Source organism: Rhizobium binae (assembly GCF_017357225.1).
GTDB lineage: Bacteria > Pseudomonadota > Alphaproteobacteria > Rhizobiales > Rhizobiaceae > Rhizobium > Rhizobium binae.
Genome location: NZ_CP071604.1, coordinates 2,064,464 through 2,086,876 on the forward strand (window position 1 = coordinate 2,064,464; position 22,413 = coordinate 2,086,876).

21 protein-coding genes and 1 pseudogene are annotated in these 22,413 nt (G+C 62.4%); 19 read left to right on the forward strand and 3 right to left on the reverse strand.

Annotated elements, in window-relative coordinates:
- Positions 1-207: 207 nt before the first annotated feature.
- Complete coding sequence (locus J2J99_RS10085; RefSeq protein ID WP_168294780.1) at positions 208-2,637, forward strand: ComEC/Rec2 family competence protein; 2,430 nt, start codon at positions 208-210, stop codon at positions 2,635-2,637.
- On the opposite strand, the gene lexA is transcribed toward J2J99_RS10085, so the two are convergent.
- On the reverse strand, positions 2,618-3,337 hold the full coding sequence (lexA, locus tag J2J99_RS10090) for a transcriptional repressor LexA (protein ID WP_168294779.1): 720 nt from the start codon (positions 3,335-3,337) through the stop codon (positions 2,618-2,620). The two genes, J2J99_RS10085 and lexA, sit on opposite strands and share 20 nt — an antisense overlap.
- Before the next feature lie 196 nt (positions 3,338-3,533).
- Here lexA and J2J99_RS10095 point away from each other — a divergent pair, with 196 nt between their 5' ends.
- The 15 genes and pseudogenes from J2J99_RS10095 to J2J99_RS10160 all read left to right on the forward strand — a co-directional run bounded on the left by J2J99_RS10095 (position 3,534) and on the right by J2J99_RS10160 (position 16,775).
- On the forward strand, positions 3,534-4,430 hold the full coding sequence (locus J2J99_RS10095; protein WP_168294778.1) for a VOC family protein: 897 nt from the start codon (positions 3,534-3,536) through the stop codon (positions 4,428-4,430).
- Positions 4,427-5,272, forward strand: coding sequence for a 3-deoxy-8-phosphooctulonate synthase (gene kdsA, locus J2J99_RS10100; RefSeq protein ID WP_168294777.1), 846 nt, complete (start codon positions 4,427-4,429; stop codon positions 5,270-5,272). Before J2J99_RS10095 ends, kdsA begins: the two co-directional genes overlap by 4 nt.
- A 141-nt stretch (positions 5,273-5,413) precedes the next feature.
- On the forward strand, positions 5,414-6,688 hold the full coding sequence (eno, locus tag J2J99_RS10105; RefSeq protein WP_168294776.1) for a phosphopyruvate hydratase: 1,275 nt from the start codon (positions 5,414-5,416) through the stop codon (positions 6,686-6,688).
- Positions 6,689-6,824: 136 nt separating this feature from the next.
- Positions 6,825-7,145, forward strand: a complete 321-nt coding sequence (locus tag J2J99_RS10110) for an FtsB family cell division protein (RefSeq protein ID WP_168294775.1) — start codon at positions 6,825-6,827, stop codon at positions 7,143-7,145.
- 145 nt (positions 7,146-7,290) lie between these two features.
- On the forward strand, positions 7,291-8,337 hold the full coding sequence (gene pdhA, locus J2J99_RS10115; protein WP_168294774.1) for a pyruvate dehydrogenase (acetyl-transferring) E1 component subunit alpha: 1,047 nt from the start codon (positions 7,291-7,293) through the stop codon (positions 8,335-8,337).
- Positions 8,338-8,353: 16 nt separating this feature from the next.
- Positions 8,354-9,751 (forward strand): pyruvate dehydrogenase complex E1 component subunit beta, encoded by a 1,398-nt coding sequence (locus J2J99_RS10120; RefSeq protein ID WP_168294773.1) that lies wholly within the window; start codon positions 8,354-8,356, stop codon positions 9,749-9,751.
- A 15-nt stretch (positions 9,752-9,766) separates the two neighbouring features.
- Positions 9,767-11,104, forward strand: a complete 1,338-nt coding sequence (locus J2J99_RS10125; protein WP_168294772.1) for a pyruvate dehydrogenase complex dihydrolipoamide acetyltransferase — start codon at positions 9,767-9,769, stop codon at positions 11,102-11,104.
- Positions 11,105-11,123: 19 nt separating this feature from the next.
- Complete coding sequence (locus J2J99_RS10130; RefSeq protein ID WP_012483686.1) at positions 11,124-11,765, forward strand: SGNH/GDSL hydrolase family protein; 642 nt, start codon at positions 11,124-11,126, stop codon at positions 11,763-11,765.
- 4 nt (positions 11,766-11,769) lie between these two features.
- On the forward strand, positions 11,770-12,351 hold the full coding sequence (locus J2J99_RS10135; RefSeq protein WP_168294771.1) for a GNAT family N-acetyltransferase: 582 nt from the start codon (positions 11,770-11,772) through the stop codon (positions 12,349-12,351).
- 17 nt (positions 12,352-12,368) lie between these two features.
- Positions 12,369-13,814 (forward strand): dihydrolipoyl dehydrogenase, encoded by a 1,446-nt coding sequence (gene lpdA, locus J2J99_RS10140; RefSeq protein ID WP_168294770.1) that lies wholly within the window; start codon positions 12,369-12,371, stop codon positions 13,812-13,814.
- A gap of 136 nt (positions 13,815-13,950) precedes the next feature.
- Positions 13,951-14,205 carry a GlsB/YeaQ/YmgE family stress response membrane protein gene (locus J2J99_RS10145; RefSeq protein ID WP_003573335.1) on the forward strand — a complete coding sequence of 85 codons (255 nt, stop codon included), beginning with the start codon at positions 13,951-13,953 and terminating at the stop codon, positions 14,203-14,205.
- 14 nt (positions 14,206-14,219) lie between these two features.
- A complete protein-coding gene (locus J2J99_RS10150) occupies positions 14,220-14,468 on the forward strand; it encodes a GlsB/YeaQ/YmgE family stress response membrane protein (RefSeq protein WP_012483689.1) in 249 nt (82 codons plus the stop codon).
- 47 nt (positions 14,469-14,515) lie between these two features.
- Positions 14,516-15,487 (forward strand): lipoyl synthase, encoded by a 972-nt coding sequence (gene lipA, locus J2J99_RS10155; RefSeq protein WP_168294769.1) that lies wholly within the window; start codon positions 14,516-14,518, stop codon positions 15,485-15,487.
- A gap of 234 nt (positions 15,488-15,721) precedes the next feature.
- Positions 15,722-16,313, forward strand: a pseudogene (locus J2J99_RS33935) (P-loop NTPase family protein).
- Between the two features lie 9 nt (positions 16,314-16,322).
- Positions 16,323-16,775 (forward strand): type II toxin-antitoxin system RatA family toxin, encoded by a 453-nt coding sequence (locus J2J99_RS10160; protein ID WP_168294768.1) that lies wholly within the window; start codon positions 16,323-16,325, stop codon positions 16,773-16,775.
- 19 nt (positions 16,776-16,794) lie between these two features.
- Here J2J99_RS10160 and J2J99_RS10165 read toward each other — a convergent pair whose 3' ends face one another.
- Positions 16,795-17,298 carry a CinA family protein gene (locus tag J2J99_RS10165; protein ID WP_205918625.1) on the reverse strand — a complete coding sequence of 168 codons (504 nt, stop codon included), beginning with the start codon at positions 17,296-17,298 and terminating at the stop codon, positions 16,795-16,797.
- A complete protein-coding gene (locus J2J99_RS10170; protein WP_168294767.1) occupies positions 17,295-18,512 on the reverse strand; it encodes a bifunctional 2-C-methyl-D-erythritol 4-phosphate cytidylyltransferase/2-C-methyl-D-erythritol 2,4-cyclodiphosphate synthase in 1,218 nt (405 codons plus the stop codon). The genes J2J99_RS10165 and J2J99_RS10170 overlap by 4 nt, the downstream gene beginning before the upstream one ends.
- A 143-nt stretch (positions 18,513-18,655) precedes the next feature.
- Between J2J99_RS10170 and dusB the strand changes: the two genes are divergently transcribed.
- Genes dusB through ntrC form a run of 3 tightly spaced genes read left to right on the forward strand, consistent with a single transcriptional unit; the run spans position 18,656 to position 22,274 of the window.
- Positions 18,656-19,675, forward strand: a complete 1,020-nt coding sequence (dusB, locus tag J2J99_RS10175) for a tRNA dihydrouridine synthase DusB (RefSeq protein WP_168294766.1) — start codon at positions 18,656-18,658, stop codon at positions 19,673-19,675.
- Positions 19,672-20,826 (forward strand): two-component system sensor histidine kinase NtrB, encoded by a 1,155-nt coding sequence (locus tag J2J99_RS10180; protein ID WP_096477877.1) that lies wholly within the window; start codon positions 19,672-19,674, stop codon positions 20,824-20,826. Before dusB ends, J2J99_RS10180 begins: the two co-directional genes overlap by 4 nt.
- On the forward strand, positions 20,823-22,274 hold the full coding sequence (ntrC, locus tag J2J99_RS10185) for a nitrogen regulation protein NR(I) (protein ID WP_012483696.1): 1,452 nt from the start codon (positions 20,823-20,825) through the stop codon (positions 22,272-22,274). Before J2J99_RS10180 ends, ntrC begins: the two co-directional genes overlap by 4 nt.
- The last annotated feature ends 139 nt before the right edge of the window (positions 22,275-22,413 follow it).

A 22,413-nucleotide genomic window follows, 5' to 3' on the forward strand; every position in this document is an offset into this window, starting at 1 on the left:
CTAATGCCAAGTTACCGTGACGGCATTTTGTGCATTGCGGCATCACCTTTTAGGCACTGCAGCGATGAGCCGCACGCATAGCGGAAACCGATGATTCGACTGACATTTCGCATTTGCGATTTTCTCTCGCATTTCAATCGATTATGCTTGCCGGAATTGCCCGAAGGTTGCATTCTGGTGCCTGGGCAAGGTGACTTCGGGCGGCGCATGCAGGAATTGACGACAGTCGAATTGCGGCCACAAGGCGTCGGTCTTGCCGATCCCGCGGAAGGTCCTGCCCCTGCCGCGGCAATGCGGCCGTCAAGAACCCAGTCCGCGATGTCGGTGCGCCACCGGCTGCCGGCGGCAATGGGACAATCGCTGCGTGCCGGCGGCCGGATGCTGAGCGAGGAGTTCGATCACGGCCGCCTGCTCCTGTTCTCGCCGGTCTTCCTCGGCGCCGGCGCGGCGTTCTGGTTTCTTGCTGCAACGGATGTTCCTCTCGTTCCATCGTTGCTCTGCCTGTCGGTGTCGATGCTTGCGGGGCTTGTCGCCGGCCGCAGCCGGCCGGCCTTGCGGGCAACGCTTCTGGCGCTTTCCCTGGTCGCATGCGGCATGCTCTGCGCGCAGTTCGAAAGCTGGCGGGCCTCGACGGTCATCCTCGATTCATCCGTGACGACAACGGTGACCGGCCGCGTCGAGCGGCGCGAAGGCGATGATCGCGGGCGGTGGCGCTATATTCTTGCCGTCACCGGCACCGAGGCGCCAGAGGTGAAGCGGCCGCCGCGGCGCATCACCGTGATCGCGCGCGGTGCCGATGCGCCTTTCGAGATCGGTGACATCATCACCGGCCGCGCGCGGTTGACGCCGCCGGCAGGGCCGGCGCTTCCTGGCCTCAACGACTTCTCCTTCGGTGCCTATTTCGATGGCATCGGCGCCAACGGCTTCTTCTACGGTGCTCCGGAGAAAGTCGATTTGCCCGCGGGCCCGCAAGCTGCGACATCGACGCCCGAAGCTCTGCTCGAATGGCTTTACCGGTTGCGCAGCGGCATCGGCGATCGCATACGCTCTATTCTGCCCGGTGACACAGGCGCTTTTGCCGCCGCTCTGGTGACTGACGAGCGGCGCGCCATCTCGAAGGAAACGACGGAGGCGCTGCGCCAGTCCGGCCTTGCTCATATCGTGGCGATCTCAGGCCTCAACATGGCGCTGTCGGCCGGCATCTTCTTCGTCGGCTTCCGGATGCTGCTCAGCCTCTTTCCCGGTGTCGCCCAAGCCTATCCGACAAAGAAGATCGCCGCCGCCGGCGCACTCATCGCCGTCACCGCCTACTTCCTGATCTCAGGATTCGGGGTTTCGGCCGAACGCGCTTTCATCATGATGGCGATCATGCTGATTGCCGTCTTCTTCGATCGGCCGTCGATCAGCCTGCGCAATGTCGTGCTCTCGGCGCTCGTCATCATCACCATTTCACCCTCCGAGGTCCTGGGTCCGAGCTTCCAGATGTCCTTTGCTGCGACTTTGGCACTGGTATCGGGCTATCAGCTGTGGAAGGACCGGCGCGTCCGGGAAAGCCCGTTGCCGAAGCTGCCGTTCCTGCGGCCGGTCGCGGCCGTCGCCGGTTTCTTCGGCGGCATCTTCCTGACTTCGCTGATCGGCGGCTTCTCCACGGCGCTGTTTTCGATCGAGCATTTTCATCGCCTGACCGCTTATGGCCTGCCGGCAAACCTTGCGACGATGCCGATCATCTCCTTCATCGTCATGCCGGCCGGGTTGCTGGCCATGTTGCTCATGCCGTTCGGTCTGGACGCTCCGCTCTGGACGGTGGTCGGCTTTGGCCTCGATCTGGTGATTGCAGTCGCCAAGACGGTGTCCGGCTGGGGTGGCGATATCGGTTTCGGCCGCTTGCCCGGCTGGTATTTCATCATGGCTGTGGCAGGCTTTCTGCTGCTGATGCTGCTCCGCACCCGGTTGCGCCATGCCGGCACATCGATCCTCGCTGTCGCAACGCTCATCCTGCTCACTCTGCCGGGGTCCCGGCCGCCGGATCTGGTGATTTCCGAAGATGGTGGTCTAGTCGCGCTCGTCGCGTCGACGGCAATGGCTTCTAACCGCGAAAACCCGCCGGACTTCATCTTCGACCAGTGGCAGAGAGCGCTGGTGTCGCCGACGCACCAGCCGCCGAAGATGCTGGATGGCCCTGCCATTCCGCCCCAGGGTGAGGACCGCCGCCTCAGGCTTTCCGGCGACCAGCAGAATGAAGCGAGGACGGCAATGGTGGCCGCAGCAGCTGGCGGTGAGGCAAATCGGTTTTCCTGCGTCAAGAAAGCCTGGTGCATAGCCAGGCTCGGCAATGGCCATGTCGTCGCGGTCATCGACAATGCCGCCTATCTCGGCCCGGCCTGCGACGCCGGCGAGATCGTCGTGACCGCGGTGCGCCTGCGTTTCGACCGTTGCCGCTCCGGTGCGACACTCTTCACCGGCGAGACGCTGCGCAGGACCGGTTCCATTGAATTGCGCTTTGTGCAGACGGGACTCGAGATCGCAACCGCATTCGATGCCTGGTCACGTCCATGGATGCGCCATCGCGCCTATGATTGGCGCAAAGGCGGTTTCGCCGAATCCGGCCCGTCTGCTGTCAGTGATAACGGCGAATGAGGCCGACCAGCTTGCCCTGCACCTTGACCCGGTCGGGCCCGAAGATACGAGTCTCATAAGCCGGGTTGGCGGCTTCGAGCGCGATCGAGGCACCCTTGCGGCGAAAGCGCTTCAGCGTCGCTTCCTCGTCGTCGACGAGCGCAACGACGATATCGCCGGGACTTGCGGTGCTGCCATTGCGGATGATCACCGTGTCGCCGTCGAAGATCCCGGCGTCGATCATCGAATCGCCCTTGACCTCCAGCGCGTAATGTTCGCCCGAACCGAGCATATCCGCGGGAACGACGATGTCGTGTGTATTGTTCTGGATTGCCGAGATCGGAACACCGGCGGCGATCCGGCCCATGACCGGCACGGAGACGGAGTTGCCGTTGTCGGCGATCGGCCTTGCGGCAGCGGGGGCGGCGACCGGCTGGGGCTTGCCGAGGCTGCCTTCGATAACACTCGGGGAAAACCCGCGGCGCGGCTGAAGGCTGGGGCTATAGGCCTCCGGCAGCTTGATCACCTCCAGCGCCCGGGCCCGGTTCGGTAGGCGGCGAATGAAACCGCGTTCCTCGAGCGCCGTGATCAAGCGATGAATGCCGGATTTCGAGGCGAGATCCAGGGCGTCCTTCATCTCGTCGAAAGAGGGAGGAACGCCGGATTCCTTCATGCGCTCATGAATGAAAAGGAGAAGCTCCTGTTGTTTGCGCGTGAGCATCGACGTCAGACCCCGTGATTGAAACAAATCCAGAACAGACACTATATGTTCCATATGTGTTCCGCAAGTAGCTAAATTTCCGTAAAAATTCACGCCAACTCGTCGAGATTTTTATTTTCATTTGCCGGATCGGCACACACGTCTTGCATTGGGGGTGGTGCTGTCGCACATCTCTTGGCGTGTCAGGAGGGATCTCATGATCGCACATTCCGCCAAGCCGCACCCGCTGGATCATGTCGTGCTGCCCGTCGTCAATATCGACCTGGCGCGCGAAAGGCTCGGCAAGCTCGGCTTCACCGTCGCCGCCGATGCGCGCCATCCGTTCGGAACGGAAAATGCCTGCGTCTTTTTCGCCGACAAGACCTACATCGAGCCGCTGGGGGTGGCGAGCGTCGAGGAAAGCGAGATAGCGGCCCGCCAGGGGAATGTCTTCATCGCCCGCAATCGCGCCTTCCGCTTCCGCTGCGGCGAGGAGGGACTTTCGGCGCTGGCCTTCCGCACCGAAGATGCCGGCCTCGATCATCGGCGATTCTTCGGCAACGGTGCGAGTGCCGGCGAGATGTTGCAGTTCAGCAGGCCGATACGGATGCCGGACGGTTCGGAAAGCGTCGGCAATTTCAAACTGGCCTTTTCAGGAGATCTGCGCGCGCCCGACTTCTTCCTATTCACCTGTCAGCGCATCAATGCCTTCCCCGCCGATCGCGCCGCGCTGGAGACACATGCCAACGGCGTGACCGGCATTTCCGAGATCGCGCTTTGTACGCCGGAGCCGGCTGCGTTTGCCGCCTTCGTCGGTCTTGCGGTCGGGCAAACGGCGGTGGAGAAAACTGGTTTCGGCATGAAGATCGCAGCCTCGAATGCCAAGATCAGCCTGATGACGCCGGAAGGGCTAGAGGCCTATTTCGAGCTTGCCGTTTCCGCCGCCGATCGTGGCCTGCGCGGCCAGGCAATCCTCTTCACCGTCACCGATCTTGCCGTGACAGAAGCGCATTTGGCTGCTAACGGAGTGACATATACACGCAAGAACAATCGCATTCTGGTGAAGCCCACGCCCGGGCAGGGCGCGCTTTTTGCCTTCGAGGAAACACGATGAGCACTGATACCAATTCCGAGGTCAAGATCGGCGAAGGCGAAGGCCAGGTCACCTTTTCCAATACCGGCCGCCTGTCGCTGATTGCCGGCCCCTGCCAGATGGAGAGCCGTGATCACGCGTTCATGGTCGCCGGCACGCTGAAGGAGCTCTGCGCAAAGCTCGGCATCGGCCTCGTCTACAAGAGTTCCTTCGACAAGGCGAACCGCACTTCGCTTTCGGCCGAGCGCGGCATCGGGCTTGAAAAAGGCATGGAGGTCTTCGCCGACCTGAAGAGGGAATTCGGCTTTCCCGTCCTGACCGACGTCCACACCGCCGAGCAATGCGCCGAGGTGGCGGAGGTGATCGACGTTCTGCAAATTCCCGCCTTCCTCTGCCGGCAGACGGACCTTCTGATCGCCGCCGCCCGGACCGGCCGCGTCGTCAACGTCAAGAAGGGGCAGTTCCTCGCCCCCTGGGATATGAAGAACGTCCTGAAGAAGCTCAATGCCAGCGGTAATCCGAACGTGCTGCTATGCGAGCGCGGCGCCTCCTTCGGCTACAATACGCTGGTTTCCGACATGCGCTCGCTGCCGATCATGGCGGCGATGGGCGCGCCCGTCATTTTCGATGCGACCCATTCCGTCGCCCAGCCGGGCGGGCAGGGCGAATCCTCGGGCGGTCAGCGCGAATTCGTCGAGACGCTGGCGCGCGCAGCCGTGGCGACAGGCATTGCCGGCGTGTTCCTCGAAACCCACCAAGACCCTGACAACGCACCGTCCGACGGCCCGAACATGGTCTATCTCAAGGACATGCCGCGGCTGCTTGAGAAATTACTTGCGTTTGATGCGGTCGCCAAGGCCTGACGTTCAACAGGTTGACATGATGGTGGTTTAGGCCACGTCGGAACGCCGGTTCGAAGGCTGGAAATTGCGGCTTTGTAATTTGCACGCCTTCGATTATGACAGGCTTCGAACGATTGATCACCCACCGAGCAGGAAGAACCCATGACTGCAATCACCGATATCATCGCCCGCGAGATTCTCGATAGCCGTGGCAACCCCACCGTCGAAGTCGATGTCTATCTCGAAGACGGCAGCATGGGCCGCGCGGCCGTTCCCTCGGGCGCTTCGACGGGCGCTCATGAGGCGGTCGAGCTGCGCGACGGCGGCAAGCGCTACCTCGGCAAGGGCGTCGAGAAGGCGGTCGAGGCGGCCAACACCGAGATCTTCGACGCTATCGGCGGTATCGACGCCGAAAACCAGATCCAGATCGACAACATCATGATCGAACTGGACGGAACGCCGAACAAGTCGCGTCTCGGCGCCAACGCCATTCTCGGCGTGTCGCTGGCCGTCGCTAAGGCGGCCGCCCAGGCCTCCGGCCTGCCGCTCTACCGTTATGTCGGCGGCGCTTCGGCCAGCCTGCTGCCGGTGCCGATGATGAACATAATCAACGGCGGCGCGCACGCCGACAATCCGATCGACTTCCAGGAATTCATGATCCTGCCGGTCGGCGCCGATACAATCGCCGAAGCCGTTCGCATGGGTTCGGAAGTCTTCCATACGCTGCGCAAGGAGCTTGCAGCCCAGGGCCACAACACCAATGTCGGTGACGAAGGCGGTTTCGCACCGGGCCTGAAGAGCGCTTCAGAGGCCCTCGACTTCATCGTCAAGTCGGTTGAGAAAGCCGGCTACAAACCGGGTGAGGACATCTACCTCGGCCTCGACTGCGCCTCGACGGAATTCTTCAAGGACGGCAAATACGTACTCGAAGGTGAAGGTCGCACGCTCGAATCGGGCGCCATGGCCGAATATCTGGCCGAGCTGGCCGCCAAGTACCCGATCATCTCGATCGAAGACGGTATGGCCGAAGACGACTGGGACGGCTGGAAGGCGTTGACCGATCTGGCCGGCAAGAACATTCAGCTCGTCGGCGACGATCTCTTCGTCACCAACTCCGCCCGTCTTCGCGACGGCATCCGCATGGGTGTCGCCAACTCGATCCTGGTCAAGGTCAACCAGATCGGCTCGCTGACGGAAACGCTCGATGCGGTCAATACGGCGCATAAGGCCGCCTACACCGCCGTCATGTCCCACCGCTCCGGCGAAACCGAGGATTCGACCATCGCCGATCTCGCGGTTGCCACCAACTGCGGCCAGATCAAGACCGGCTCGCTGTCGCGTTCCGACCGTCTCGCGAAGTACAACCAGCTGATCCGCATCGAGGAAGGCCTCGGGCCCCAGGCCCAGTATGCCGGCCGCTCGATCATCCGCGGCTGATCGAATTTGATGTCAATGGCTTAACCCGCGCCCTCCCGGCGCGGGTTTTTTATTGCCTGATTTTTACGGTCAACGAACGGTTAATCTCTGCGCATTATGCTGAACGAATTGGTAATGCGTTCAAGAGCATACGTGTATGTGGACAAGGCATCATAAAAAGAGAAAGCTTGGCCGCTTCGTCATTCCGGCCATGACGGTCGCCTTCCTTTCCTATTTCGGCTATCATTGCATCCATGGCGATTACGGCTTGCGGGCGACGGAGACGTTCGAGCGTCAGCGCGTCGCGCGCGAAAAAGAGCTTGCGGTTTTGAAGGCGAAGCGCGAACATCTGGAAAGTCAGGTCGCGCTCCTCAGTGACGGCTCGCTCGACAAGGATATGCTGGACGAAAAGGCGCGCTATCAGCTGAATATGTCGCGCGCGGACGAGATCGTCATATTCAACCATTATTCCAATTAACCCAAATTCGGTTAATTGGAATTTATGACGTATTTCCAACGGTTTAGTGCCGAATACTAGCCATGCAATTATGGCATTGCTGTGGTCATATTTCTTCCCTATGGTACGCGCCATCGAGAAACGACAAACCCATAGGGAGGGTTGAATGGCGCCGCGAAAGACCGCGACCGTTTCCAGCCGCAAAACTGCAGCAAAACCAGCAGCCAAATCATCGAATGGAGGCCCGGTAGCCGACTTCGATCGGGATGAGGAACTCAAGGCCTATCGCGAGATGCTTCTGATCCGCCGCTTCGAGGAGAAGGCCGGTCAGCTTTACGGCATGGGCTTCATCGGCGGCTTTTGCCATCTCTACATCGGTCAGGAAGCTGTCGTCGTCGGCATGCAGATGGCGCAGAAGGAAGGCGACCAGGTCATTACCGCCTATCGTGACCACGGCCACATGCTGGCAACGGGCATGGAAGCGCGCGGCGTCATGGCGGAGCTGACCGGGCGCCGCAGCGGCTATTCCCACGGGAAGGGCGGCTCGATGCATATGTTCTCGAAAGAGAAGCATTTCTACGGCGGTCATGGCATCGTCGGTGCCCAGGTCTCGCTCGGAACCGGTCTCGCCTTCGCCAATCATTACCGCGGCAATGGCAATGTCGCGATCGCCTATTTCGGCGACGGTGCCGCTAACCAGGGCCAGGTCTACGAGAGCTTCAACATGGCCGCTCTCTGGAAGCTGCCGATCGTCTATATCGTCGAGAACAACCGCTACGCCATGGGCACGTCGACGGCCCGCGCCACCGCTCAGTCGAACTACTCGCTGCGCGGCTCCGGCTTCGGCATCCCCGGCATCCAGGTCGACGGCATGGACGTGCGCGCCGTCAAGGCGGCGGCCGATGAGGCGCTCGAACATTGTCGCTCCGGCAAGGGCCCGATCATCCTGGAAATGCTGACCTACCGCTACCGCGGCCACTCGATGTCCGACCCGGCGAAGTACCGCACGAAGGAAGAAGTGCAGAAGATGCGCTCCGAGCAGGATCCGATCGAGCAGGTCAAGGCGCGCCTCATCGAAAAGGGCTGGGCCTCCGAAGACGATCTGAAGGCGATCGACAAGGATGTCCGCGATATCGTCGCCGACAGCGCCGATTTTGCCCAGGCCGACCCGGAGCCGGATGCATCCGAGCTCTACACCGACATTCTGCTCTAATCGGGGGAGGGAACCCATGCCTATCGATATCCTCATGCCCGCCCTCTCTCCGACGATGGAAGAAGGCACGCTGTCCAAATGGCTGAAGCAGGAAGGTGACAAGGTCACCTCCGGCGACGTGATTGCCGAAATCGAAACCGACAAGGCGACGATGGAAGTCGAAGCCGTCGACGAAGGCATCATCGGCAAGCTGCTCGTCGATGCCGGCACCGAAGGCGTCAAGGTCAACACCAAGATCGCCGTGCTGTTGCAGGACGGCGAATCGGCCGACGCGATTTCCGCCGCTCCTGCTGCTGCTCAGCCGGCTCCGGTCGCCGCTCCGCAGGTTGCTCAAGAGGAAAAGCCGACAAATTCCGGTTCGGCTGCTGCTCCCGTTCCCGCCGAGCCCAAGGCCGTCATTCCGAACGATCCGGAAATCCCGGCCGGCACCGAAATGGTGTCGATGACGGTGCGCGAGGCGCTCCGCGACGCCATGGCCGAAGAAATGCGCGCCAGTGACGACGTCTTCGTCATGGGCGAGGAAGTCGCCGAATATCAGGGCGCCTACAAGGTCACTCAAGGCCTGCTGCAGGAATTCGGCCCCCGCCGCGTCATCGATACGCCGATCACCGAACACGGCTTCGCCGGTGTCGGCGTCGGCGCCGCCATGGCCGGCCTTCGCCCGATCGTCGAATTCATGACCTTCAACTTCGCCATGCAGGCGATCGACCACATCATCAACTCGGCTGCCAAGACGCTCTATATGTCCGGCGGCCAGATGGGCGCTCCGATCGTCTTCCGCGGCCCCAACGGTGCCGCCGCCCGCGTCGGCGCCCAGCACAGCCAGGATTATGCAGCCTGGTACAGCGCGATCCCCGGCCTGAAGGTCGTCATGCCCTACACGGCGTCCGACGCAAAGGGCCTGCTGAAAGCGGCGATCCGCGATCCGAACCCGGTGATCTTCCTCGAAAACGAAATTCTCTACGGCCAGCACTTCGACGTGCCGAAGCTCGATAATTTCGTTCTGCCGATCGGCAAGGCCCGCATCCATCGTCAGGGCAAGGACGCCACGGTCGTCTCCTTCGGCATCGGCATGACCTATGCGACGAAGGCGGTTGCCGAACTCGAAAAGATCGGCATTGACGTCGAACTGATCGACCTTCGCACCATCCGTCCGATGGATCTTCCGACGGTCATCGAATCGGTCAAGAAGACCGGCCGCCTGGTCACCGTCGAGGAAGGTTATCCGCAGTCATCCGTCGGCACCGAAATCGCCACCCGCGTCATGCAGCAGGCCTTCGACTATCTCGATGCGCCGATCCTGACGATTGCGGGCAAGGACGTGCCGATGCCTTACGCCGCCAATCTCGAAAAGCTGGCGCTTCCGAACGTCGGCGAAGTCGTCGATGCGGTGAAGGCTGTTTGCTACAAATAAGGGGAGGGTATCTCGATGCCGATCAATATCACGATGCCCGCCCTCTCTCCGACCATGGAAGAAGGCAATCTGGCCAAGTGGCTGGTCAAGGAAGGCGACAAGGTCAAGTCTGGCGATGTGATCGCCGAGATCGAGACCGACAAGGCGACGATGGAAGTCGAAGCCGTCGATGAAGGCACGGTTGCCAAGCTCGTTGTTGCCGCCGGCACCGAAGGCGTCAAGGTGAACGCCCTGATCGCCGTTCTCGCGGCCGATGGCGAGGATGTCGCTGCTGCGGCGAGCGGCGCGGCTTCCGCTGCTCCTGCAAAGGCTGAAGCCGCGCCGGCGCCGAAGGCCGAGGCTGCGCCGGTGAAGTCTGAGTCCGCTCCGGCTGCTGCGCCCGCCGCCGCACCCGCGGCAGCTTCAGCAGGCGGCAACCGCACCTTCTCTTCGCCGCTTGCCCGCCGCCTCGCCAAGGAGGCCGGCATCGATCTTTCGGCGGTCGCAGGCTCGGGCCCGCATGGCCGCGTCGTCAAGAGCGACATCGAAGCCGCCGTTGCCGGCGGTGGCGCCAAGGCTGCCGCCGCTGCTCCGCAGGCAGCCGCAGCTCCGGCCCCGGCCGCTGTGCCGAAGGGCACTTCCGATGACGCCGTGCTAAAGCTGTTCGAGCCGGGCTCCTACGAGCTTGTGCCGCATGACGGCATGCGCAAGACGATCGCCAGGCGCCTGGTCGAATCCAAGCAGACGATCCCGCATTTCTACGTCAGCGTCGATTGCGAACTCGACGCGCTGATGGCGCTGCGCGCCCAGCTGAACGATGCGGCGCCGCGCAAGGACAACGCTCCGGCCTACAAGCTTTCGGTCAACGACATGGTGATCAAGGCCATGGCGCTGGCGTTGCGCGATGTTCCCGACGCCAACGTCTCCTGGACCGACAGCAACATGGTCAAGCACAAGTACGCCGATGTCGGCGTCGCCGTCTCGATTCCCGGCGGTCTGATTACCCCGATCATCCGCAAGGCCGAGCAGAAGACGCTGTCTGTCATCTCCAACGAGATGCGCGATCTCGGCAAACGGGCCAAGGACCGCAAGCTGAAGCCCGAGGAATATCAGGGCGGCACCAGCTCGGTCTCGAATATGGGCATGATGGGCGTCAAGAACTTCGCAGCCGTCGTGAACCCGCCGCATGCGACGATCCTCGCGGTCGGCGCCGGCGAGCAGCGGGTCGTCGTCAAGAACGGAGAAATGGCGATCGCCACGGTCATGAGCGTCACACTGTCGACCGACCATCGCTGCGTCGACGGTGCGCTCGGCGCCGAGCTGCTCCAGGCCTTCAAGGGCTACATCGAAAACCCGATGGGCATGCTTGTCTGATAGCGAAGCGGAGGCGGAAATGACCAAGACCGTTCTTTGCTATGGCGACTCGCTGACCTGGGGGTATGACGCCGAGACGATCGGCCGTCATGAGTACAAGAATCGCTGGCCGAGCGTGCTTCAGGCAGCGCTCGGCAGCGAGGCGCGCGTCATCGCCGAAGGCCTGAACGGTCGCACGACCGCTTTCGACGATCACCTCGCCGATTGCGACCGCAACGGGGCGCGGGTTCTGCCGACGATCCTGCAGACGCATGCGCCGCTCGATCTCGTCATCCTCCTGCTCGGCACCAACGACATGAAGCCGGTCGTGGCGGGTTCGGCCTTTGCCGCCTGCCAGGGCATCAGCCGCCTCGTGCGGCTGATCCGCAATCATGCGTGGCCCTTCGAGTTCGACGGGCCAGAGATTCTGATCGTGGCACCGCCGGCGATCTGCGCGACGGGCAATGTGCCTTTCGCCGCCTCCTTTCCCGGCGGCATCGAAGAATCGGCCAAGCTTGCGACACTCTATCGTGACCTTGCCGACGAACTCGGCTGCGGCTTTTTCGACGGCAACTCCGTCGCCAAGACCACGCCGATCGACGGCATTCATCTCGATGCGGAGAACACGCGTGCGCTGGGGCGCGGCCTGGAATCGATCGTGCGGATGATGCTGGGGATCTGAGGATATGACCGCCTTCATCGCTCTGCGGCAGGCCTCACGGCGGGATGCCTCGGAGCTGGCGATTCTGGCGGATATCGCATCGCATGGGTTTGCCTCCTGGCTCTGGTTTGCCGATGTGGCGAATGGTGTCAGCGACACGCCGTTGGAGCGGGGGCGGCTGAAAATGAGCGAGGAGGAGGCTGTTGGCGGCTGGCGGGATGCTGTGATCGCCGAGGCTTACGGCGAAGTTGCAGGTGTGGCCATCGGCCATGCGCTCGATGAAGGCATAGGCGATATTGAGGCGACGATCCCGGCGACAGAGCCGATGCTCGCCTTGCAGAAGACGGTGGTGGGAAGCTGGTTCATCGGCAGTCTCGGCGTCTATCGCCATCTGCGCGGCATCGGCATCGGACGCAGGTTGCTGGAGGATCAGATCGACAGGGCCGATCGCCGGCCTGTCAGTCTCATTACCGCAAGCGATAACGAAGCGGCTTTGTCGCTTTATGGAAGAAACGGATTTTTGGAGGCTGCGCGCGCCGATGCCGTGCCGCTCTTCGACAACAGCAAGAGCCACGCGTGGGTGCTCATGACCCGCAGCGCAGCGTAACAAAGGGCAGAACACACATGGCTGAATCCTACGACGTCATCATCATCGGCTCGGGCCCTGGCGGCTATGTCGCCGCCATCCGCGCCAGCCAGCTCGGCCTCAAGACCGCTATCGTCGAGCGCGAGCATATGGGCGGCATCTGCCTGAACTGGGGCTGCATCCCCACCAAGGCGCTGCTGCGCTCGGCCGAAGTGCTCGATCACGCCAATCACTTCAAGGATTTCGGTCTCGTTCTCGAAGGCACGGTCAAGCCGGACGCCAAGGCCGTCGTCGGCCGCTCGCGCGCCGTCTCCGCCCGTCTCAATGCCGGCGTCGGCTTCCTGATGAAGAAGAACAAGATCGATATCATCTGGGGCGAAGCGAAGTTGACGAAGCCCGGCGAGATCGTCGTCGGCAAATCGTCGAAGCCTGTCGTCGAGCCGCAGCATCCGCTGCCGAAGAACGTCAAGGGCGGGGGCACCTATAATGCCAAGCACATCATCATCGCGACCGGCGCCCGCCCGCGCGCGCTGCCGGGCATCGAGCCAGATGGCAAGCTGATCTGGACCTATTTCGAGGCGCTGAAGCCCGACGCGCTGCCGAAGTCGCTGATCGTCATGGGCTCGGGCGCGATCGGCATCGAATTCGCTAGCTTCTACCGCTCGATGGGCGTCGATGTGACGGTTGTCGAAGTCATGCCGACCATCATGCCGGTCGAGGATGCCGAAATCACCGCCATAGCCCGCAAGCAGCTGGAAAAGCGCGGCCTGAAGATCTTCACCAGCGCCAAGGTGACGAAGGTCGAGAAGGGTGCGGGCAGCATCACCGCCCATGTCGAGACGTCAGACGGCAAGGTCCAGCAGATCACCGCTGACCGGATGATCTCCGCCGTCGGCGTCCAGGGCAACGTCGAAAATCTCGGCCTGGAAGCGCTCGGCATCAAGACCGACCGCGGCTGCGTCGTCGCCGACGGTTACGGCAGGACCAATGTCGCCGGCATCTATGCGATCGGCGACGTCGCCGGCCCGCCGATGCTGGCGCACAAGGCCGAGCATGAAGGCGTGGTCTGCGTCGAAAAGATCGCCGGCCTGCCGAACGTGCATCCGACCGACAAGGGCAAGGTTCCCGGCTGCACCTATTGCAACCCGCAGGTCGCCTCCGTCGGTCTCACCGAGGCCAAGGCCAAGGAGCTCGGCCGCGACATCCGCGTCGGCCGTTTCTCTTTTGCGGCCAACGGCAAGGCGATCGCGCTCGGCGAAGACCAGGGCATGGTGAAAGTGATCTTCGACAAGAAGACCGGCGAGCTGCTCGGCGCCCACATGGTGGGCGCCGAGGTCACCGAACTCATCCAGGGCTTCGTCGTCGCGATGAACCTAGAGACGACAGAGGAAGAGCTGATGCACACGATCTTCCCGCATCCGACCGTCTCCGAAACGATGAAGGAAGCGGTACTCGATGCCTACGGCCGTGTGCTGAACGCTTGATAATTTCCAGGGCTGCCCTCTATCCCGAGGCGGCGAGCCCGTCCTCCGAGGCGGCGAGCCCGTCCTCCGAGGCGGCAAGCCGTCCTCCAGGAGTGGCGTGAGCCGCACGGGGTAGAAAAAACGAAAGGAAATCCTCATGTCTATGGAGACGCAGGCGTTGCTGGTGTTTTTGCTGATCGGACTGGTGGCAGGCTTCCTTGCAAGTCTGGTCGTCGGTGGCGGCGGCTTGATCCGATGCCTGCTCAGCGGCATCATCGGCGCCTTCGTCGGCGGTTATCTGTTCAGCGCGCTCGGCATTTCGCTGGGCATTGACAATGCGTTGGTCGTACAGATCATCCACGCCACCGTCGGCGCCATTATCGTGGTTCTGATCGCCAGAGCGGTCGCTTGAGGGTAAGGGCAGGCATGGAAGGCGTGGGCTGGATTTCGGCAATCATCATCGGCGGGCTTGCGGGCTGGCTCGCCGGCAAGCTGATGGAGGCGCGGTACGGGATTTTCCTGAACATCGTGCTCGGCATTGTCGGTTCGGTCGTCGCCACCGCCATCCTCGCCCAGTTCCATGTCCAGCTCGCCGGCGGACGGCTCGGTTATTTCGTGACGGGTTTCCTCGGCGCCTGCCTGCTGATATTCCTTGCGCGGCTGGTGCGGCGCTAGATCAAGAGATGATGCCGCTTGAAGGGCGGCGGAAAGCTGAAACTGCAATGGTGACCATTCTCGACACGATCAATCCCGACGCCAAGCGCGTGCGCCATCCCGAGAAGGCGCATCGGCCGGATACGGAAGTCATGCGCAAGCCGGACTGGATCCGCGTCAAGGCGCCGACCTCAAAGGGCTATGTCGAGACGCGCGCGATCGTGAAGGAGCACAAGCTCGTCACCGTCTGCGAGGAGGCCGGCTGCCCCAATATCGGCGAATGCTGGGACAAGAAACACGCCACGTTCATGATCATGGGCGAGATCTGTACCCGCGCCTGCGCCTTCTGCAATGTCGCCACCGGCAAGCCGAACGCGCTCGACATGGCCGAGCCGGAGAATGTCGCCAAGGCGGTCAAGGAAATGGGCCTCAGCCACGTCGTCATCACCTCGGTCGACCGCGACGACCTCGAGGACGGCGGCGCCGAACATTTCGAAAAGGTGATCTGGGCGATCCGCGCCGCCTCGCCGGCAACGACGATCGAGATCCTGACGCCGGACTTCCTGAAGAAGCCGGGGGCGCTGGAGCGTGTTGTCGCCGCCAAGCCCGACGTCTTCAATCACAACATGGAAACCGTTGCCGGCAACTATCTGACGGTTCGCCCTGGCGCCCGCTACTTCCATTCCATCCGTCTCTTGCAGCGGGTGAAGGAACTGGATCCCACCATGTTCACCAAATCGGGCATCATGGTTGGCCTCGGTGAGGAGCGCAACGAAGTGCTGCAGCTGATGGACGACCTGCGCACCGCCGATGTCGACTTCCTGACGATCGGCCAGTACCTGCAGCCGACCCGCAAGCATCACAAGGTCGAAAGCTTCGTCACCCCCGACGAGTTCAAGTCCTACGAGACGGTCGCCTACAGCAAGGGCTTCCTGATGGTCGCCTCCAGCCCGCTGACCCGCTCCTCCCACCATGCCGGCGACGACTTCGCGCGGCTACGTGCGGCGCGTGAGAAGAAGCTGCTAATGGCAGCTGAGTAAGGCTTGGGTGCTGCGACGGGAGGATATCCTCGCCCCCCTCCGAGATCGCAGTATGCCCCTCATCCGCCGGCACCTTCTCCCCGCTGCGGGGCGAAGCGGGTATGCCGCACCCGCCTCTTCAATCTTAACGTTGCGTTTGGCACGTCCCCTCTACCCGTTTACGGGGAGAGGGTTAGGGTGAGGGGCAGTCTTCGGCGCAATCAAACGTCGTGGCACAGTGTCGAGGATGACACGATGGACCAGAGAGCAGAGCTGCCGCCGTGCCAGCAGATCACCCACCTCGAGCAGGCGGCGGAGCATATCCGAAGAGCCCGACGCATTCTCGTCGGCCTGCTCCGGCGGCGGCAAGTCCACTCTGTCGCTGTAAGTTGTCAAGCGCTTCGGGCTTCCCTACATTTCGCTCGACCGGGACGTTTTCTGGCTTCCCGGCTGGGTGGCGCGCGAGAGGGCGGAGCAGCGAAGCATCATCGCCAGCCGGATCCTCGAAGACCGCTGGGTCATGGACGGCACCAACCCGTCGTCGCTGGACATCAGGCTGCCGCGGACCGATTTCGTCATATGGGTCCGGATGACGCGACTTCTCTGCATCAGGGGTGCTATCAGCCGATGGGCGAAATGGATTGGCCGCACACGCCCGGAAATGGCCCCAGGTTGAATCGAGAGGATCGATTTAGAATTCCTGCGCTTCATCTGGACCTTCAAGGAGAAATTTTCCCCGCGCATCGCCGCCGGCATCGCCGAACATGGCCCCGCTGTGCCGGTTCTTCAGCTAAAATCCCGCCGCCAGACGCGCGAGCTTCTTGATCTTCTCGGCCGGCCCGCTTAATTGCCGGCTATGCCGCAATTCGAAACCCACCGTTCCGTTCCGCACACGCCCGATCAGATGTTCGATCTCGTTGCCGATGTCGAACACTATCCCGAGTTCTTGCCGCTTTGCGAGGCGCTGTCGGTCAGGAGCCGCAAGGAGCGTGACGGCAAGATACTGCTCGTGGCGGACATGACTGTCGGCTACAAGGCGATCCGCGAAACTTTCACGACCCAGGTGCTCTTGAACCGGGCCGAGAGGGTGATCGAAGTCAAATATATCGACGGCCCGTTCAAATATCTCGAGAATCGCTGGCATTTTGCCGAGACGCCGTCTGGCGGCTGCACGATCGATTTCTTCATCGATTACGAGTTCAAGAGCCGCATTCTCGGCGCGCTGATGGGCTCGATGTTCGACCGTGCCTTCCGCATGTTCACCGAAGCCTTCGAAACGCGCGCCGGCAAGATCTACGCTCCGGTCTGACGGCTGGTTGCAGGCGTGATCAACGCGTGAGCAGCGAACGCACCATCTCCAGCGCCGTCCGGACCGTTGCCAGCCGCACCTCAGCGCGGCCGATGTCACCGTAAAGCATTTTCCGATGGATGAGCGCGCCGCTGCGCGATTTGACGGTAAGATGCACCAGGCCGACCGGTTTTTCGGCCGATCCGCCGCCGGGGCCGGCAATGCCGGTGACGGCGACGGCGATGTCGGCGCGCGAGCGGAAGAGGGCGCCGTGCACCATTTGCCGAGCGGTCTCCTCGGAGACTGCGCCGAAACGCAGCAGCGTTTGCTCCTGCACCCCGAGCAACTCTGTCTTGGCGCTATTCGTGTAGGTGACGAAGCCGCGGTCGACGACGGCGGATGAGCCGGATATCTCCGTCAGCGCGCCTGATATCAGCCCGCCGGTGCAGGATTCGGCGGTTGACACCATCAGCCCTGCCGCGGTGAAGTCACGGATGATCGCCTCTGCCGCCGAAAGGATATCGGAAGGGAAAAGGCCCATCATTTCCTCCCGCGATAGACGACGGTCGCGGTGGCGATCGCCGCGATGCCTTCGCGCCGGCCGACGAAGCCGATCGTCTCGTTGGTTGTCGCCTTGACCGAGCAGCGATCGAGATCGATCCCGAGATATTCCGACAGGTTCGCCCGCATGGCCTCGCGATGCGGACCGACCCTCGGCGCCTCGGCGATCAGCGAGACATCGGCATTCATGATCGTGCCGCCGCGTTCGCGCACGATCCGGGCGGCATGCTCGATGAAGATGCGCGAAGCCGCTCCCTTCCATTGCGGGTCGGATGGCGGGAAATGATCGCCGATATCGCCGGCGCCGCAGGTGGCGAGCAGCGCGTCGGTCAGCGCATGCAGCGCAACGTCGGCATCCGAATGGCCTTTCAGCTTCTGGTCGTGCGGAATGAATACGCCGCAGAGCGTCACGCCGTCGCCCGCTTCGAGCTGGTGCACGTCGTAGCCGTTGCCGGTGCGCACATCAGGAAGCAGCGAGGCCGACAGCTTGTCATCGGCCATGGCGATATCCTTCTTGACCGTCAGCTTGACGTTGTCGCCCGTGCCCTCGACGATCGTCACCGGAATGCCCAGCCATTCGGCGATCGAGGCGTCGTCGGTGAAATCGCTGCGGCCGCTCGCCGCCGCCTTTTCATGGGCGTCGAGAATGGTTTCGAAGGCGAAGGATTGCGGCGTCTGCGCCGCATAAAGCTGCTCGCGCGATACCGTCGTCAGCACTGTGCCGGCGCCGTCGGCGCGTTTCAGCGTATCGGTTACCGGCATCGCCGGCAGCACTGCCGCCGCGCCGTTGCCAAGGCTTTCGGCAATGCGGTCGAGAAGCGCGTGGTCGAAAAAGGGCCGCACCGCATCGTGGATCAGCACATGGCTGACATGCTTGTCCTTGAGGTATCGAAGGCCGGCCAGCACCGATTGCTGCCGGGTCGGGCCGCCATGCACCGTTGCGATCGGCGTTGTAGAAATGATATGGCGGAATGCCTCGGCAAACAGCGCCTCGTCATGGGGATGAATGACGACAACGATCGCAGTCGCCGGCTCCCATGTCATGAAGTTTTCAAGCGTATGGACGATAACCGGCTTGCCGCCGATCGGGCGATATTGCTTGGGGCCTTCCTTGGGGGATCCGGCACGTTCGCCGCGGCCGGCGGCAACGATGACAATTCCAGCCGATATCGGTTGCTTGGACGGCATTTGCAGCATAAATCCCCTAAAATATGCGGAATTGACCGGAGTGCTCTAACCTCTTGCTCGGGCCTTTTCCAGCATCTGCCCAAAAAATATCGATTCCGATACGAGCCCCCTTGGCAAAGCCATGGATCTATGGCTAAAAATAATGCAGTTACATGGTGTGCCTGAAAGATAATCATTTGATTTGCAACGACCTCGCAGCGCCTTTCCGAATCGGATCCGTATCCGTGCGGAACCGCGTTGTGCTGGCGCCGATGTCCGGCGTCACGGACATGCCCTTCCGCGAACTGGCATGGCGATTCGGCGCTGGGCTCGTCGTCACCGAAATGGTGGCGAGCCGCGAACTGGTCAATGATACTGCAGAATCCTGGTCGCGGCTCAAGACCGCCGGCTTCCGGCCGCACATGGTTCAGCTCGCCGGCCGCGAGGCGCACTGGATGGCGGAGGCAGCCAAGATCGCTGCCGATCATGGCGCCGACATCATCGACATCAATATGGGTTGCCCGGCAAAAAAAGTGATCGGCGGTTATTCCGGCTCGGCGCTGATGCGCGATCCCGATCACGCGCTCGGCCTCATCGAGGCGACGGTCAAGTCCGTCGATATTCCTGTGACGCTGAAGATGCGTCTCGGCTGGGATGAAAACTCGATCAATGCGCCCGACATTGCCCGCCGCGCTGAGGCGGCTGGCATCCAGCTCGTCACCATCCATGGGCGCACCCGCATGCAATTCTACGAAGGCCGCGCCGATTGGGATGCGATCCGTGCCGTTCGCGACGCCATCTCTCTCCCGCTGATCGCCAATGGCGATGTCGAGACCGCGGAAGATGCACAGGAAATATTACGCCGTTCCGGCGCCGATGCCGTCATGATCGGCAGGGGCTGCCAGGGCAGGCCGTGGCATGCCGGCGTGCTTGCCGGTGCGGCGGAGCCGCGACGGGAAGACATTGCCGATATCGCCGTCGAACATTACCGGATGATGCTCGATTTCTACGGCGAGGCGGTGGCGATCCGCCATGCCCGCAAGCATCTCGGCTGGTATCTCGAGCGTTTTGCCCCAGCACTACCCGGTAGCGAGAAGGCTGCGATCATGACCTCGCGGGATCCGGGCGAGGTGGCCGCACGCCTTTACGATGCGCTTGATGCAGCTGTCGTCGACAGCAGGGAGGCGGCATGACGAAGGATACGATATCTCCGCCCGATCAGACCGGCGGAACCGTTGCCATGGCCGTGCTGAACGCCATCCAGAACCCGGTCGTCATGGTCGACGAGTCCGGCTTCGTCGCCTTCGCCAATTGGGAAGCGGAGGCATTTTTCGGCGCCAGCGCCTCGCATCTGGCGCGTTACCGGATCTCGACCTTCATCCCCTTCGGCAGCCCGCTGCTCGCCCTGATCGACCAGGTGCGCGAGCGCAAGGCGCCGGTCAATGAATACCGCGTCGATCTGAGCTCGCCCCGGCTCGGTCAAGACAAGCTGGTCGACCTCTACGTCGCCCCCGTGATCAGCGAGCCCGGCGCCGTCGTCATCGTCTTTCAGGAGCGATCGATGGCTGACAAGATCGACCGGCAATTGACACATCGCGCCGCCGCCCGCTCGGTGACTGGTCTTGCCTCGATGCTGGCGCATGAGATCAAGAATCCGCTCTCCGGCATCCGCGGCGCCGCCCAGCTGCTCGAACAGTCTGCGGTCGACGACGACCGGGCGTTGACCCGGCTGATTTGCGACGAAACCGACCGCATCGTCTCGCTGGTCGATCGCATGGAAGTCTTTTCCGACGAACGCCCGGTCGATCGCATGCCGGTCAATATCCATTCCGTGCTCGATCATGTGAAGGCCGTCGCCAAGGCCGGTTTTGCCCGCAACATCCGCGTCACTGAGAGCTACGACCCGTCGCTGCCGGCCGTCTATGCCAATCGCGACCAGCTCGTCCAGGTCTTCCTCAATCTGGTGAAAAACGCCGCCGAAGCGGTCGGCGATCGGCCGGACGGCGAGATCATGCTGACGACCGCCTATCGCCCGGGCATCCGTCTTTCCGTCGCCGGCACCCGTGAAAAGATCTCGCTGCCCTTGGAATTCTGCGTTCACGACAACGGCCCCGGCGTTCCCGCCGATCTGCTGCCGCATCTCTTCGACCCCTTCATCACCACCAAGACGAACGGCAGCGGCCTCGGCCTGGCGCTGGTCGCCAAGATCATTGGTGATCATGGCGGCATCATCGAATGCGACAGCCAGAACAGCCGCACGACTTTCCGCGTTCTCATGCCGGCGTCGAAGGACGTTTCGCTCGAGGATGCTTCTTCCGTAAGCTCGACAGGACCTTCTCGATGACAGCCACGATCCTCGTTGCAGATGATGATGCGGCCATCCGGACCGTGCTCAACCAGGCTTTGAGCCGCGCCGGCTACGACGTTCGCATCACTTCCAACGCCGCTACCCTCTGGCGCTGGATTTCGGCGGGCGAGGGTGATCTGGTCGTCACCGACGTGGTGATGCCCGACGAAAACGCCTTCGACCTGCTGCCGCGCATCAAGAAGGCGCGTCCCGATTTGCCGGTCCTCGTCATGAGCGCGCAGAACACCTTCATGACCGCCATCAAGGCTTCCGAGAAGGGCGCCTACGACTATCTGCCGAAGCCTTTTGACTTGACCGAGCTGATCGGCATCATCGGCCGGGCGCTCGCCGAGCCGAAGCGCAAGCCTGCCAAGCTCGAGGAGGATATGCAGGACGGCATGCCGCTCGTCGGCCGGTCGGCGGCGATGCAGGAAATCTACCGCGTGCTCGCCCGCCTGATGCAGACGGATCTGACGCTGATGATCACCGGCGAATCCGGCACCGGCAAGGAGCTTGTCGCCCGCGCGCTGCATGATTACGGCAAGCGCCGCAACGGCCCCTTCGTGGCGATCAACATGGCGGCCATTCCGCGCGATCTGATCGAATCCGAGCTCTTCGGCCATGAGAAGGGCGCTTTCACCGGCGCGCAGACCCGCTCGACCGGCCGCTTCGAGCAGGCCGAAGGCGGCACGCTGTTTCTCGATGAAATCGGCGACATGCCGATGGATGCCCAGACCCGTCTGCTACGCGTGCTGCAGCAGGGCGAATACACCACCGTCGGCGGCCGCACGCCGATCCGCACCGATGTGCGCATCGTCGCCGCCACCAACAAGGATCTGAAGCAGGCGATCAATCAGGGGCTCTTCCGCGAGGATCTCTACTACCGCCTCAATGTCGTGCCGCTGCGCCTGCCGCCGTTGCGCGATCGCGCCGAAGACATTCCCGATCTCGTGCGCCATTTCATCCAGCAGGCCGAAAAGGAAGGCCTCGGCTCCAAACGCTTCGATCAGGAAGCGCTGGAATTGATGAAGGCCTATGCCTGGCCGGGCAATGTGCGCGAGCTGGAAAATCTCATCCGTCGCCTGATGGCGCTCTATCCGCAGGATGTCATCACTCGCGAGATCATCGATGCCGAACTGCGTTCCGACGTTCCCGACAGCCCGATCGACAAAGGGCCAATCCGCAACGGTTCGATGACGATCGCGCAGGCCGTCGAGGAGAACATGCGCACCTACTTCGCCGGCTTCGGCGAAAACCTGCCGCCGCCCGGCCTCTATGACCGTGTGCTGACCGAGATGGAATATCCGCTGATCCTCGCGGCACTCACGGCAACGCGCGGCAACCAGATCAAGGCTGCCGATCTCCTCGGCCTCAACCGCAATACCTTGCGCAAGAAGATCAGGGAACTTGGCGTCTCGGTCTACAGGAGTTCCCGCACTGCCTGAGCTGTTCGGGCTTGCGCGGTTCTCCGGAGGGATGTCTAACACGCATCCTCCGGATAGCGATGACGCTCATGAATGGCTCATCGGTGCACGCGTCGGCTGAGCTGGCCCGGTATCAGATAGCGCTCATGATGGTGACCTT

Coding starts and splice junctions, on each gene's coding strand:
- J2J99_RS10085 (WP_168294780.1), top strand. CDS start 208: ATGCAGGAATTGACGACAGTCGAATTGCGGCCACAAGGCGTCGGTCTT.
- lexA (WP_168294779.1), bottom strand. CDS start 3,337: ATGCTCACGCGCAAACAACAGGAGCTTCTCCTTTTCATTCATGAGCGC.
- J2J99_RS10095 (WP_168294778.1), top strand. CDS start 3,534: ATGATCGCACATTCCGCCAAGCCGCACCCGCTGGATCATGTCGTGCTG.
- kdsA (WP_168294777.1), top strand. CDS start 4,427: ATGAGCACTGATACCAATTCCGAGGTCAAGATCGGCGAAGGCGAAGGC.
- eno (WP_168294776.1), top strand. CDS start 5,414: ATGACTGCAATCACCGATATCATCGCCCGCGAGATTCTCGATAGCCGT.
- J2J99_RS10110 (WP_168294775.1), top strand. CDS start 6,825: ATGTGGACAAGGCATCATAAAAAGAGAAAGCTTGGCCGCTTCGTCATT.
- pdhA (WP_168294774.1), top strand. CDS start 7,291: ATGGCGCCGCGAAAGACCGCGACCGTTTCCAGCCGCAAAACTGCAGCA.
- J2J99_RS10120 (WP_168294773.1), top strand. CDS start 8,354: ATGCCTATCGATATCCTCATGCCCGCCCTCTCTCCGACGATGGAAGAA.
- J2J99_RS10125 (WP_168294772.1), top strand. CDS start 9,767: ATGCCGATCAATATCACGATGCCCGCCCTCTCTCCGACCATGGAAGAA.
- J2J99_RS10130 (WP_012483686.1), top strand. CDS start 11,124: ATGACCAAGACCGTTCTTTGCTATGGCGACTCGCTGACCTGGGGGTAT.
- J2J99_RS10135 (WP_168294771.1), top strand. CDS start 11,770: ATGACCGCCTTCATCGCTCTGCGGCAGGCCTCACGGCGGGATGCCTCG.
- lpdA (WP_168294770.1), top strand. CDS start 12,369: ATGGCTGAATCCTACGACGTCATCATCATCGGCTCGGGCCCTGGCGGC.
- J2J99_RS10145 (WP_003573335.1), top strand. CDS start 13,951: ATGTCTATGGAGACGCAGGCGTTGCTGGTGTTTTTGCTGATCGGACTG.
- J2J99_RS10150 (WP_012483689.1), top strand. CDS start 14,220: ATGGAAGGCGTGGGCTGGATTTCGGCAATCATCATCGGCGGGCTTGCG.
- lipA (WP_168294769.1), top strand. CDS start 14,516: ATGGTGACCATTCTCGACACGATCAATCCCGACGCCAAGCGCGTGCGC.
- J2J99_RS10160 (WP_168294768.1), top strand. CDS start 16,323: ATGCCGCAATTCGAAACCCACCGTTCCGTTCCGCACACGCCCGATCAG.
- J2J99_RS10165 (WP_205918625.1), bottom strand. CDS start 17,298: ATGATGGGCCTTTTCCCTTCCGATATCCTTTCGGCGGCAGAGGCGATC.
- J2J99_RS10170 (WP_168294767.1), bottom strand. CDS start 18,512: ATGCTGCAAATGCCGTCCAAGCAACCGATATCGGCTGGAATTGTCATC.
- dusB (WP_168294766.1), top strand. CDS start 18,656: ATGGTGTGCCTGAAAGATAATCATTTGATTTGCAACGACCTCGCAGCG.
- J2J99_RS10180 (WP_096477877.1), top strand. CDS start 19,672: ATGACGAAGGATACGATATCTCCGCCCGATCAGACCGGCGGAACCGTT.
- ntrC (WP_012483696.1), top strand. CDS start 20,823: ATGACAGCCACGATCCTCGTTGCAGATGATGATGCGGCCATCCGGACC.